Genomic DNA, 13,146 nt, shown 5'->3' with positions numbered 1-13,146 from the left:
GGTTGCCCGACCTATGCTGGGGATATCGCGCAGGCATTAATCAGTGTTGCTCGGCAATTGCATGAGCGTGAAGAGCAAAATCTACCAGAAGCGCGCTACGGTATTTATCACTATGCTGGCGACGAGACGGTGAGCTGGCACGGTTTTGCCATGGCGATATTTGAGGAGGCTCATCGGTGGGGTGCCTTAGCCAACGTACCAGTGGTGAATGCCATTGCAACGCCAGACTACCCAACCCCAGCGACGCGGCCTGCGTACTCGGTGTTGAGTACCGCTAAGATCTATGTGGACTATGCTGTGAGTGCGAGCGAGTGGCGGTTTGCGGTGACTGGGCTGGTCACGAAAATAGCAGTATAAGTATTAAATGATTTAATAATAGGAAGTAAAAATGCAAGACCTAGCTGCAGAGTTGACCCTGGTAACCGTGACGTATAATAGCGCGGAGGTATTGGGTGGGCATATCGATTCACTGCGCAGTACGGCTAGCGCTCCGCTGCCGCGCTGGCTTATTGTTGATAATGCCAGTACTGACGAGACTGATTGCTTACTGAGTAAATACGGACAGGATGTCGAGTTAATTAAAAACGCTGAAAACTGTGGTTTTGGTAGCGCGTGCAATATAGGGATTGCTGCGAGTAAGACGCGTTACGTTCTGATACTTAATCCAGATACGGAGTTGTCCGAGTCAGCGATACAGCAGTTGCTGGCGGAGTTGAAAGCCCATGACGCGGCTATAGCCGGTCCAGCCTTGGAACCCGCAGTCGATCAGAATATAGAGGCCGCTGACTGGCTTGTTGGTGCAGTGTTATTGTTTGATAAAGAAAAAATGGACCCCATTGGCTATTTTGATGAGCAGTTTTTCCTTTATAGGGAAGACGTCGATATTTGTAAGTGTGCCAATGATGCTGGCTTAAAGGTTATACACTGCCGTAATGTTAGTATTCCTCATGTCGGTGCGGGATCCACTGAGCGCACAACATCAGTGAATGAGTTTATTCACTTCCATAAAGGTCGATCATTTGTGTTGTATGCGAGAAAACATAATTTACCTCCAAATGTGGTTGAAAAATATATTGACGATAATCGTCGTCGAAAATTTATTGCGTTGCTGACCTTTGGTCAAAGTCGCTATTTACGCGCCCGCGCTAAACTTAAAGGTGTCGAATCAGTGTTATTGGAATCGAACCGCATGGAGTAGAAAAGTTGTCTAGGAGGTAGGGTTTATTGGTGGGGCTGGATTTGTACTCGTGGTCGTATGAGCACATTCATGATTTGCTTGGTCTGCGCGTGAGCTTGCTGTAATTTGGTCGGGAGGAAGTGTAATGAAAGTCCTATTTACCTTAGGAGTTTACCAAAAGGATCGGCCGGAGCGTTGGGCGGTTAAGCACAGTGTTTTTTTTGCGTTGGCGAATTCGCTGGCTAATCTTGGTCATGAGATTTTTTTTTACTGTAATAAGAAATCAGTCAAAGCAAGGTTTGTTACTTCTAAATATAAATACTACTTTGAAGACGAAGACATTTTTTCAGAGATTTTAGTCCAGAACAGCATTCAGTGTGTTGTTGTATGGGGTGGGCGTACCGATGCTGACGACAAGCTAAGGCGAAGTTGTCCTGAAGGCATAAAATTAATATATGCGGAGGCTGGCTGGTTTCCTCAGGCTGGTACCTGTTATTTTAGTGAATTCGGTACTAATGCTAATGCCCAATTTTTAAAAGAAGGGCTTCAAGATCACCAGTTCAACGCAACAAGTTTTGCGCGAGCTAGAAGCAAGGTGCTGGGAGCGTCTATTGGCTACTTTCGATGGTTGAAGTTGCCAAGTTTTTATGGGATGAAAAAATTTGATTCGACAAAGCCTATATTTTTACCTTTGCAAGATGAAGGCGATACAAACATTGCGCTTTCATCGCCAGTGAAGAGCATGGCGCTTTTTATTTCTAAATTTGCGGAGCAATACCCACAAGTGAGTTTTATTGCACGTCCGCATCCGCGGGCAAGCTATTTGAGTTTGCCGGCTCATGACAATGTAAAGTATCAGCGTTCAGACGTTGATCCGTACACTGATTTTGATCGTTACGGGGGGGTAATTGGGATTAACTCAACAATGCTTCTGCAGTACGCTTTACTGGGTTTGCCTGTGGCCGGTGTGGGTAAGGGAGTTGCGACAGGGAGTGGGGCATACTTCGATCTTGAATACGACCAATTGCCTAGCCAACTTGATGATATCGTGTACGACGTTCATTCGTCGGCAAAATTTTTCGATTATATGCTGAGAAATAAGCAGTTAGCGGTGAAAAAACTAATGAACACTCGCTATGTCAGTAAATCATATTTAATGGGCATGTTTGAATGATAACGGGTGTCTAATGAGGTTGGATTTTTGGTTTCGGCGCTATTTGCTTGGGTTTCGTTTGAAAAAAAAGCGTACCCCTATTGTTGGGCTTAGTTGTAGTGCGCGTATACAAGAGAAAACTCGAATATTTATCGGTAAGAGTACTGATTTTTTTGAGCTTGGCGCTCGCGCTGAGTTACGGCGTTTGGTTGATATTCAGGTTGGCGGTGGGTTTTCCCTTGGTGAAAACTCTGTGGTTGGGGTTGGTTCTTTTGTTGAGGCTTTTGGGACAGTTCGCATCGGCGATCGAGTGCTAATGGGGCCTCATGTTAAAATATTTTCCAGTACCCACGAGTACGGTGTACCCGGAGCTTTGAGCAGGCCGTTGGTCAAAGGGGATATTAGTATTGGAAACGATGTGTGGATCGGCGCGGGCGCAGTCATAGCAACAAACGTGACAATAGGGGCGAATTCGGTGATTGGCGCTAATGCATTTGTTAATTCAGATGTGCCAAGTAATTGTGTAGTGGCTGGCTCTCCGGCTAAGGTAATAAAAAGGCTCTAGTTGCGGGCTAATAGTGTATAAAGCGCCTTCTAATTTAAGTATGGTGCTTTGCGCGGAATTATAAATAGTGGTCGGTGTTTATACTTGGGCAGTAGTGAAGCAGCCTTGATGTTATATGCATGTTATGCATCATGGCTCCGAATCTACAAACGAGTTATCACGTTTGGATTTGATTTGAGTCGCCACATACCGCGTGAATAAACCCGCCATAAAATCTCTTTTTTCGATTTAATTGAGGTGGGATGGTATGCAGAGGCAGAAATTTTTTATGGCTATTTGGATTCGGAAGTTTAAATGAGCGCGACGCGAATATTGCGAGTTAAAGTTTTGGCGCGTGCTGAAATGTGTGTATCGGGGTTTGTCATAGATCGTTGTGGACTGCAAGCGTGTTAAGCGCCCCCCCTAAGATATCTGTAGCGATGTGCACGTTCAATGGCGAGCGCTTTGTGGCGGAGCAATTGGATTCCATTTTAAACCAGACATATAAGAATATTGAGCTGGTGATTGTCGATGACTTGTCAACTGACGGTACCTTATTGTTGCTTGATGAGTATGCTGCGCGCGACGAGCGGATCCGTGTGATCCGTAATAGCGAGAATATTGGCTTTGTACGGAACTTTGAAAAGGCCATGGGGGAGTGCACGGGCGAGTTTATTGCCTTAGCGGATCAAGACGATATCTGGTTCCCCGAAAAAATTGAAACTTTATATAATGAAATTGGTGATAACTGGCTGATTTATTCCGAGGTAAGTCCTGTCGATTTTGAAGGAAATCTTTTGGATATAAACTTTCCAAAGGTTAATCGCTTGGAAGGTCGTTGTCCCTTGGCATTAATGCTAAATAATTGCGTTACCGGTCATGCAAGTTTAATAACGCAAGAGTTGTTAAGTTTGGCGATGCCTGCAATGAGTGAAGTGCCCTTTCACGATCAGTGGCTAGCGATAGTTGCTGCATCCAGAGGCAAGCTTAAGGCCAGTAATAAGGTTTTGTCTTTCTATCGGCAGCATGAAAATAATGCGGTCTGGAAAACGAAGACGAAGCGAACTGAGGCTAAGTATCTAAAAACTTTGCGAGAAGTCGATCGGGTCTGCGAGTTTATCCGCACCGTACTCGCGGCAGATATCCTTGTCGGACGAGAGCGGGAATTACTCGAAGAGTTCTACGCTTGTTATTCGCGTTATGATAGCGTTTTTTATAATTTTAAATTGCGCTATTTTCTTAAAAAACATGGGGATAATTTTCTTGCTCTATTTCCACAGCAAGAAAAATATCGTCGTAGGATTTGCCGAGGCAAGTGGTATTTTATCCTTTTGGCGTTTTGGTGATAAGCCTGAATGCAGAGCTTAGTTACTGATTGTCTTGGTCACTGTGGTCAAAACGCTTATTTACTTTTTATGTTGGTGAAAATTGGCTGATTTTTTTAATTTCTAGCGCGTTGGAGTGGCCGGTGAAAATTTTTAATAAGGAGCGTGGTGACATAAAAATTTACATTGCGACGCATTCGGACTTTGTTGCTAAGGTGCCTGCGATTTATGAGCCCCTGCTTGTTGGTAGTGATTTTAATGTGGCCGAACTTGTTAGTTGCAAAGATAATGTCGGCGACAATATATCGAGGAAAAATCGCTCTTATTGCGAACTAACGGCGCTGTACTGGATGTGGAAGAACAGCAATTCCGATGTTCTTGGTTTGGTGCATTATCGACGCTTTTTTCCAGGGTTAGCTGGTAATAGCGACTTGTTCGGTATTCTAGGCGAGGGCGAAGTAAGACATTACTTGGCGAGGTACGACATTCTCCTCATCAAAAAATATCAGTTGCATAAGGAAAGCGTCTACGATCAATATAAGGCCTGTCATAATGAAGCTGATATGGTGGCTGTGCGGGAAATAATAGCAAAAAAGTGCCCCGACTATAATCAAGCATTTCGGGACGTAATGCTTGGCAATGAGTTGGTTAGGTACAATATGTTTGTTGCTAATAAAACGCTGGTAGATGAATACTGCCAATGGCTATTTCCGCTGTTATTTGAGCTGGAAGAGGTGGTTAGTGTTTCTGGCTATGATGGATATCAAAAGCGGGTTTATGGTTTTTTAGCTGAGCGGCTTTTTACCGTTTGGCTTGCAAAGAGGAAGCCGCGAATAAAATATTTCGGGCTTAGAAATATCGAACGTCAGAAGCGCCGGCAGGTTGTTCGCATTTGGCTTAGGGCATTTACTCGGCGCTGGTTGAGGTAGTGTAGCTATCGATCGTGCGGTTGCATTATGTGCGTAGCCGCAAAAATAGCCCTATGGCATTTTTTGTAAATCCTTTAATGCTGATGCAATGATTTGATGCATATCGTAATAGCGATATCTTGCTAATCGCCCACCGAAGAAGACCTTGGTCTCCAGTCTACTTAGATCGCGATATTGGCGGTAGAGTGTATCGTTTTTTTCATTATTGACTGGGTAGTAGGGTTCTAAGCCTTCTTGCCACTCCGATGGATATTCCCGGGTGATCACCGAGTTTTGGGTGTCTACGGGATCGAAGTGCTTGTGTTCAATGATACGTGTATAGGGTATGTCGCGGTCTGTGTAATTGACCACCGCATTACCTTGGACATTTGCCTTTCTGATAATTTCAGTTTCAAACCGTAGGCTACGGTATTCAAGCTTCCCGTAACAGTAGTCAAAATAGCGATCAATCGGTCCGGTATAAATTATGGTCTTGGCGATCTTGTCTAGCGCATTGCGATCGTTGAAGTAATCGGTATTACAGCGAACATCAATGCCATTGAGCATTTTTTCAATGATTTGGGTGTAGCCGCCGATAGGGATACCTTGGAATCGGTCGTTAAAATAATTGTTGTCGTAGGTGAATCGCACAGGTAGACGTTTGATAATAAACGACGGTAGTTCATTGGCTGGTCGCCCCCACTGCTTTTCGGTGTAGCCCTTGACTAATATTTCATAAATATCACGCCCCACTAGCTTGATCGCTTGTTCTTCTAAGTTTTGCGGCGACTCGGAGGCGAACTCGCTTTGTTGTTCTTTAATTTTCGCTTGGGCTTGCTCTGGGGTAATCACGCCCCAGAGCTGATTGAAGGTGTTCATGTTGAATGGAAGATTAAAAATTCGACCCTTGTAATTAGCTACTGGTGAGTTGGTGTAACGATTGAACTCGGCAAACTGATTAACGTAATCCCAGATGTCTTTATTATTAGTGTGGAATATATGGGCGCCGTAACGGTGGACTTGTATGTCCTCGACGTTTTCAGTGTAAATATTGCCACCTATGTGATCGCGCTTTTCAACGACGAGTACACGTTTTCCTCTGTTTCTAAGCTCGTGGGCGCAGGTACTGCCATACAATCCACTACCGACAATTAGGTAGTCAAACATTTTGTTGCTTTCTCCTCGTGATTGAGTCTGGGGCGTATATCTTCGAGCTAGGCGTCAGGTTAATAGTAGCCCAGCATAATACATGGCAATTTCGATCATTGCTGTATAGTGTGGGCGCGATTTAAGCTTGGCTTGCTCTGTTAATTGGCGGCATCTAACTCGCAAATTTTTATTTGTGTGAATTTGATGGTGAATTCTAGCGCGCGGCCAACAATAAGAAAATTATATGCGCTGCATTTACCGCGTGAATTGGCGTTTGCTCATATCACGCTTTGGATACGCGACGTACATACTAAGGGTATGTTGGGGGTTTACCCAATATTATAAGTAGTAGGATAGTTGCGTGCCTATCTTGTGCGTTTGTTCCTTTATTGTTCTTTTGTCTGGCTGTAAAATTTCGCGCTGAGTAAATTGTGCTCTTTAAGAGGATCGTGGATGAAATTCCGCCCAGAAATCGATGGTTTACGCGCGTTTGCCGTCATATCCGCTGTTATATTCCATTCATTTCCCGGTGCATTACCTGGAGGCTATATTGGCGTTGATGTTTTCTTTGTCATTTCTGGGTATCTCATTACGAGTATTTTGATATCTGACTTACAAACTGAAAAGTTCAGCTTCAGCGAATTCTTTGGTCGTCGAGTACGGCGAATTTTCCCCTCGCTGATATTTGTTTTGGCGATGACGAATATTGCGGCTTGGTTTTTATTGCTACCGGCGGAATACCTTGAGCTAGGTAAGCACACGGCGGCAAGCGCAGTATTTATTCAGAATTTCGTGTTTTGGAGTGAGGCTGGTTATTTTGATCCGGCGGCTGAAACAAAGCTGCTCTTGCACCTGTGGAGTTTGGCGGTAGAAGAGCAATATTACCTTCTGTGGCCGCTAGCGCTTTGGCTTGTTTGGCGGAAAAATGCGAGCATCTTGAAGTTAATGATCGGTGTGGCGGCATTTTCTTTTATATTGAATGTCGCTTTTGTGAGCGGCGAGACAGAGGCGGTTTTTTTCTGGCCTATAGGTCGATTTTGGGAGCTGCTTGTCGGCGCGCTGATGGCATGGATGAGTATTTTTCGGAAAGCGCCTTTAGACGCCCACCGGCAGAAATATGACCAATTCTTGGCGGCGACATTGTTCCGGCGTTTACCCAGTCTAGCGAAGGCCGGTACATACAATGTATTTAGTTTTGCCGGCTTAATCTTACTATTCGGCGGCGTGTTATTTCTTCCGGAGGATATTGTTTATCCTGGCATTTGGGCTCTGATACCCGTTCTGGGGACAGCGTTTGTTATTGCTGGGGGAGCAACCGCATTGCTTAGTCGAGCCGTGCTGTCTAATAAGCTAGCGCTATGGTTTGGTGCAGTAAGTTATCCCTTGTATTTATGGCATTGGCCTCTGTTGTCTTATGGCAATCTTGCGAACGGTGACCGGGCTTCGGTTCAATTTCGAGTTTCCGCTGTTGCTCTTTCAGTCTTCCTGGCATGGTTTACATACCGCTTTGTTGAAAACCCTTTTCGCTTTGGCGGGCATAAGAGGCTAAAAATACAAGCGCTGTGTTTAGGTTTGATGCTTTTGGGCGGCTTCGGTTGGCTTAATTGCAAGTTTGATGGTCTGGGCTTTCGGTTTCCGGAAAGCGCAAGGTACTACACAGACACAATCGATTTTAAGTGGTGGGACCACGTGCAAACGAATATCTGTCACTTGCAAGAGCCTGAATTACTGGTTCACGACGATATCTGTGTGCAGGGGCAGGGTACCGAAGGGTATAAGGTCGCGCTTTGGGGTGACTCGCATGCGGCATCGCTCTTTCCTGGGTTGCTGGCATTGTCTGAGCAAGATCACTTTTCGATCTTTCAGTTGACGCATGCTGCGTGTCCGTCATTGTTTGGCGTAAAGGGCGTTTATCGAAAGGATTGCCCAGAAAATACCGAGCAAGTATTACGAGAAATGTTGCAGATTAAGCCTGATCTGATCATCTTGCATTCCGATTGGGGCTATGATGACTACCATTTGACCGTTACCGAATTGGGCGTGGTGTTGGTGAATACGATAGAGCGACTTAAGGCGACTTTTCCGGAGGCTAAGCTTTTAATTATAGGGCCCGTGCCGCGCTGGGAGGTGAGTCCGCAACGAGTGTCATATCGCAACGTCAACAGATTGTTGGACGGGACTGCGTCGCCAATGCAGCCCGCAATCATTCTCAATGAACAAGACGCGATGATTGAGCGTATTGCTGCAGATCACGCACTTGGATTTATTTCCGCTATCAACGAGCTCTGTGATGCCCAAGGAAAGTGTCTGGCAAGAGTGGGAGACCAGAAGACAGACTTTATAGCAATTGACTACGGGCATTTCTCTAAAGCGGGGGCTGAGTACTTTGTCGAGCATATCGCACCGACGCTGCGTTTTTACCTGAAATAGATTGTAGCGACATTTCCATTGCTGATATTGAGTGCCGGGGCTACCTCGCGTTTGACCGTTATTCTGTTGCTAAGCTTGAGTTTTTGCGCCTTATTGTTCTGGGGCCGCCATACTATAGGACGCCGGGCTTCTCCTAGCGCCAAATGCTGCGCTCAATGTTATTTTTCTGTGCATATCTGGTGCTTGAGCTGTTCCTGAAAACGTCGCAAATCGAAAGAGGGTATAATGCCCGATCGTAAGCGTTCTGGTGCGTCGGTCTAACAATTAATTATGGTAAATCTTGGTATGCTATTAGTTTCGAAAAGAGAAGATTGGCTGGGCAATATCCGCGGTGATGTCCTCGCCGGCCTCGTTGTAGCGCTAGCGCTGATCCCTGAGGCCATAGCCTTTTCTATTATTGCGGGCGTTGATCCAAAAGTAGGTCTTTACGCCTCGTTTTGTATCGCGGTAGTTACCGCCATCGTCGGTGGGCGGCCCGGCATGATTTCAGCGGCGACTGGCGCCATGGCATTGTTAATGGTGACTTTGGTTAAAGATCATGGTTTGCAGTACTTATTGGCGGCGACGCTATTAACCGGCGCGTTGCAGATTGTGGCGGGCTATTTAAAGCTCGGTCAGCTGATGAGCTTTGTATCGCGCTCGGTGGTTACCGGCTTTGTGAATGCCTTGGCGATATTGATTTTTATGGCTCAGTTGCCGGAACTGACTAACGTGACTTGGCATGTGTACGCCCTGACCGCGGCTGGGCTTGGGGTGATCTATTTGTTCCCGCTGTTGCCTGTCATCGGCAAGGTAATCCCGTCGCCGCTGGTATGTATATTGAGTTTGACGGCCTTTAGTCTATTCGTTGGGCTGGATATTCGCACGGTGGGGGATATGGGTGAGCTGCCCGATACCTTGCCTGTCTTCCTCTGGCCAGATTTGCCGATGACGATGGACACTCTGGCGATTATATTCCCCTATTCGGCAGCGTTGGCGGTGGTCGGATTGTTAGAGTCGCTAATGACCGCGACGATTGTCGACGACTTAACCGATACCGGTAGTGACAAGAACCGTGAGTGCAAGGGGCAGGGCGTCGCTAATATCTTTTCAGGTTTGTTGGGCGGCATGGCGGGTTGCGCCATGATTGGTCAGTCAGTAATCAATGTGAAATCGGGTGGTCGTGGCCGTCTATCTACTATGGTTGCTGGGGTAATGTTGCTGACTATGGTGGTGTTTTTGAGTGATCTGGTCTCAATTATCCCAATGGCAGCCCTTGTTGCGGTCATGATTATGGTGTCGATAGGCACGTTTAATTGGGGCTCGGTGCGTAATCTGAAATCTAATCCACTGTCGAGCAATGTGGTGATGATTGCCACCGTTGCCGTGGTAGTGTGGACCCATAACTTGGCCTTTGGGGTATTTGTTGGCGTCTTGTTAGCCGCATTGTTCTTCGCAAATAAAGTTAGCCACTTTATGTATGTCGACAGTCAAATTGATGAAAAGACCGCCGCGCGCTATTACCGAGTGATCGGCCAAGTGTTTTTTAATTCAGCCGATAAGTTTGTCGCGTTTTTTGATTTTAAAGAAGCCAACGAAAAAGTGGTTATCGATTTGAGCCGCGCTCACTTTTGGGATGTGTCGGCGGTGGCGGCGCTTGATAAAGTAGTATTAAAGTTTCGCCGTGAAGGCGCAGAAGTCGAGTTAATTGGTTTAAATGAAGCCAGCGAAACCATCGTCGACCGCTTTGGCGTTCACGATAAGCCGGAAGAAATCGAAAAAGTTCTCGGAGGGCACTAATGAATAATAATTACATATTGGGATGCATTGATGGCGCGAGTCTGACCACAGCGGTTTGTGATTATACCGCCTGGCTCTCTGGTAAAACAGGTGCGCCGGTAAAACTGCTGCACAACCTGGAACATCGCCCGCAAGCGCCGCTCGCCGACCTGAGCGGCAGCATTGGGCTGGGCAGTCAGGAAGAACTGTTGGAAGAAATTATTAAAGTTGAACAGCATCGCAGCCGGCTCTTGATGGAAAAAGGTACGCTAATGCTCGATGCTGCGCGCCGGCGTGTGGCGGCCGATGGCGTAAGTGATATTGAGACATGGCAGCGTAACGGAAGCCTTCAAGAGACCTTGGTTGAGCACGAAGAAGCGATTCGGGTACTCGTTATGGGGGTGCGGGGTGATGAGCATCGCGAGGGGCAGTTGGGTGCTCATTTAGAAACGGTTATTCGCGCCCTACACAAACCGGTATTGGTTGTGAATAAGGCGTTTACTACACCGAAGAAAGTGATGCTGGCCTATGATGGTCAGGACGCGGCCAAAAAGGCGCTCGATATGATGGTCAATAGCCCTCTATTTAAAGATATTTCGTGCCACTTGGTTTATGTCGGTGAGGACCAGCTTGGCGAAGGTTTACTGTTATCGGCGTCGAGCATACTTGCAAAGGCAAATATTCAATATACTACCGTGTGTTTGCAAGGGCGTGGCGACGAAGTTTTATGCCAGTATCAAACTGATAATGAAATTGATATGACGGTGATGGGAGCCTACAGCCACCATCCTCTGCGCAATATGTTATTAGGTAGCTTTACAGCGAAAATGCTGCAGAAAAATCGTCAGCCATTACTGTTGTTGCGCTAGAAAAATGGTGAGCTCACTGCCGGTAAGGTATGCAAGTGCGCAGGGCGTATCAATGAATTGTCCGGTGTCTTGAATATGAGAAAAAGATAGGTGGCAGCTGCCTAGTGCGATGTGTAAATAATTTTAATTTATTGCAGTTGCCGCCGCATATTTTCGACTGCAGCGCTAATTTGGCCAGAGTTTGTAAGCTCATTCATTAAAATATGGTTTTGCGGTGGGTAACCCCTTCCTTTTTTACTGATGCAGTTGTTATGGGAGAGCCATTCAGCAAAATTGGCTTAATGCATCGATAAGCACTTGGTTGTTGTTACTAACGGTGTGGGCTACTGAGTGTGGGCTAAAATGTTAGCGCGTTATCAAGTTCGCCGAGTTGCTCCGTTCACTTTGGGAGTGCCGGTAGTGGGCATGGTTGCAGGTGTGGTTATATTGGGTGAGTCGGTGAACAGGCTAGAATGGCTTGGTGCAGGCTTCATTATGTCTGCATTGTTCTTTATTGTCGCTGCGCGCTGGCTAGGCAGCGATACAATTCAAAGGCAGGTGGCAAGCATTCGCTTCGGGGTGCTCGTCCGGGGAAACGTCTAGGGTCACTCGACTGTCGGCACCAATGGGCTTGCGTTAGGCCTTAACCGTATTTGCTTAATAGCGCCGTAATATGACCGATCTGCTCGTTCAGTAGTGCGTCGTCTTTAGTGCTGTCGCTTTTAGACAGCTCTTGTTGCATTGCGCAGGCCATGGTTTCAAAGAACGTCTTGTCGAGGGCCTTACGGGCAGCTGACAGTTGTTGCGCTACGCGCTCGCAACTTTGTTCTTCCTCCATCATTTTCTGTATGCCGCGCAGCTGTCCTTCTACCTTTTTCAGGCGAGTGATGAGGGCTTTGCGCCTTTTGTTCCATTCCTGTTCCATAGTGCCTAATCTTCGATGCCTATACTCTGCCCAGTATATACCGCTAGGTCGCTACAGCGAGAGATAAGCGCATAAAATCAGGTTTTGTTTGACAATGTGGGTGCGCTGCTACCACTAGTTGGCACCGCAGGCATTTCCGCTATTGCTGCTATGAATGGCGCTAATTAGCTTAAATTCTTTAAATACCGCGAAAATCCGTAAATACTTGTGGTTACAATTGGAACTTTGCTATTTTTGTTGTTCAGAAGTCGGCAGCTGATGCTATTTTAGATATAACTTTTATTGGTGAAATTTTATGAGTATTGAAGATCGGGATGTCGGTGAGCTTATTCGTCGTGAAGTCATGGGGAGTGCCCATGTTGATGCATCATTAGGCAATGCGTCAGATTTCGATATGCCTCTGCAAGAGGCGGCGATGGAGCATGCGTGGGGCGGAGTGTGGACCCGCGAAGGCATAGATCGTAAAACGCGCAGCATTGTAACGGTGTCTATGCTTATTGCGCTACAGGCGCACGCAGAGCTGAAAGGCCATGTGCGCGGGGCGCTAAATAATGGCGTTAGCCCAGAGGAAATTCGAGAAATCGTTATGCATGCGGCGGCTTATTGCGGTTACCCTGCGGCCTTGTCGGCAATGCGCGTAGCGCGAGAAGTCATTGATTCTTATGGGGCTTGATTGCATTTTATGAGTTTAAGGCTTTGTTGTACGGCGAGTTTGGCTATCTCGTTTATTACATGGCCAAAGATTCAATTGATTATTTCAGTTAAACAATAAACTTAATAAGCAGTTGTGAGGTAATAAAACAAACCAAAAAGAAGATCATCATTGCCGATACCCCGGCAAACAGTATTGGCATTGGATTAGACTCCGCCTGATCCATGAGTCTTTTTCGACCAGACTTGTTTTGAAGGGAAAATAATAAGATGCCCTG

Annotated in this window: 13 protein-coding genes; 11 read left to right on the top strand and 2 right to left on the bottom strand. The window is 46.3% G+C overall.

What is annotated here, in order from left to right; translation table 11 throughout:
- From ABYP33_RS14475 to ABYP33_RS14450, 6 genes are all read left to right on the top strand, one after another.
- On the top strand, nt 1-357 hold a 357-nt coding region (locus ABYP33_RS14475; protein WP_373091849.1), incomplete at its 5' end, for a sugar nucleotide-binding protein.
- 31 nt (nt 358-388) lie between these two features.
- Nucleotides 389-1,198, top strand: coding sequence for a glycosyltransferase family 2 protein (locus ABYP33_RS14470; RefSeq protein WP_373091848.1), 810 nt, complete (start codon nt 389-391; stop codon nt 1,196-1,198).
- A gap of 124 nt (nt 1,199-1,322) precedes the next feature.
- Nucleotides 1,323-2,351, top strand: a complete 1,029-nt coding sequence (locus ABYP33_RS14465) for a hypothetical protein (protein ID WP_373091846.1) — start codon at nt 1,323-1,325, stop codon at nt 2,349-2,351.
- A gap of 13 nt (nt 2,352-2,364) precedes the next feature.
- Nucleotides 2,365-2,895 carry a DapH/DapD/GlmU-related protein gene (locus ABYP33_RS14460; protein ID WP_373091845.1) on the top strand — a complete coding sequence of 177 codons (531 nt, stop codon included), beginning with the start codon at nt 2,365-2,367 and terminating at the stop codon, nt 2,893-2,895.
- 344 nt (nt 2,896-3,239) lie between these two features.
- Nucleotides 3,240-4,220: a glycosyltransferase family 2 protein gene (locus tag ABYP33_RS14455; RefSeq protein WP_373091843.1), complete on the top strand. Its 981-nt coding sequence runs from the start codon at nt 3,240-3,242 to the stop codon at nt 4,218-4,220.
- Nucleotides 4,221-4,342: 122 nt separating this feature from the next.
- Entirely contained in the window at nt 4,343-5,128 is a 786-nt protein-coding gene (locus ABYP33_RS14450; RefSeq protein WP_373091842.1) for a DUF4422 domain-containing protein, read from the top strand.
- 51 nt (nt 5,129-5,179) lie between these two features.
- On the opposite strand, the gene glf is transcribed toward ABYP33_RS14450, so the two are convergent.
- A complete protein-coding gene (gene glf / locus ABYP33_RS14445; RefSeq protein WP_373091840.1) occupies nt 5,180-6,274 on the bottom strand; it encodes a UDP-galactopyranose mutase in 1,095 nt (364 codons plus the stop codon).
- Between the two features lie 435 nt (nt 6,275-6,709).
- Between glf and ABYP33_RS14440 the strand changes: the two genes are divergently transcribed.
- The 4 genes from ABYP33_RS14440 to ABYP33_RS14425 all read left to right on the top strand — a co-directional run bounded on the left by ABYP33_RS14440 (nt 6,710) and on the right by ABYP33_RS14425 (nt 11,895).
- Nucleotides 6,710-8,686: an acyltransferase family protein gene (locus ABYP33_RS14440; RefSeq protein ID WP_373091838.1), complete on the top strand. Its 1,977-nt coding sequence runs from the start codon at nt 6,710-6,712 to the stop codon at nt 8,684-8,686.
- 285 nt (nt 8,687-8,971) lie between these two features.
- Nucleotides 8,972-10,465: a SulP family inorganic anion transporter gene (locus ABYP33_RS14435; RefSeq protein WP_373091836.1), complete on the top strand. Its 1,494-nt coding sequence runs from the start codon at nt 8,972-8,974 to the stop codon at nt 10,463-10,465.
- Complete coding sequence (locus ABYP33_RS14430; protein WP_373091834.1) at nt 10,465-11,313, top strand: universal stress protein; 849 nt, start codon at nt 10,465-10,467, stop codon at nt 11,311-11,313. Before ABYP33_RS14435 ends, ABYP33_RS14430 begins: the two co-directional genes overlap by 1 nt.
- 342 nt (nt 11,314-11,655) lie before the next feature.
- Nucleotides 11,656-11,895: an EamA family transporter gene (locus ABYP33_RS14425; RefSeq protein WP_373091833.1), complete on the top strand. Its 240-nt coding sequence runs from the start codon at nt 11,656-11,658 to the stop codon at nt 11,893-11,895.
- 40 nt (nt 11,896-11,935) lie between these two features.
- Here the strand turns inward: ABYP33_RS14425 and ABYP33_RS14420 are convergent, their stop codons facing one another.
- Complete coding sequence (locus tag ABYP33_RS14420) at nt 11,936-12,217, bottom strand: metal-sensitive transcriptional regulator (RefSeq protein WP_373091832.1); 282 nt, start codon at nt 12,215-12,217, stop codon at nt 11,936-11,938.
- A gap of 295 nt (nt 12,218-12,512) precedes the next feature.
- On the opposite strand from ABYP33_RS14420, the gene ABYP33_RS14415 reads away from it, so the two are divergent.
- Nucleotides 12,513-12,890 carry a carboxymuconolactone decarboxylase family protein gene (locus ABYP33_RS14415; RefSeq protein WP_373091830.1) on the top strand — a complete coding sequence of 126 codons (378 nt, stop codon included), beginning with the start codon at nt 12,513-12,515 and terminating at the stop codon, nt 12,888-12,890.
- Nucleotides 12,891-13,146 lie beyond the last annotated feature (256 nt).

The sequence above is a fragment of the Zhongshania sp. genome (assembly GCF_041584495.1).
GTDB lineage: Bacteria > Pseudomonadota > Gammaproteobacteria > Pseudomonadales > Spongiibacteraceae > Spongiibacter.
The sequence above is the reverse complement of the archived record's forward strand: the minus strand, read 5'-3'. Positions and strand labels throughout refer to the sequence as shown.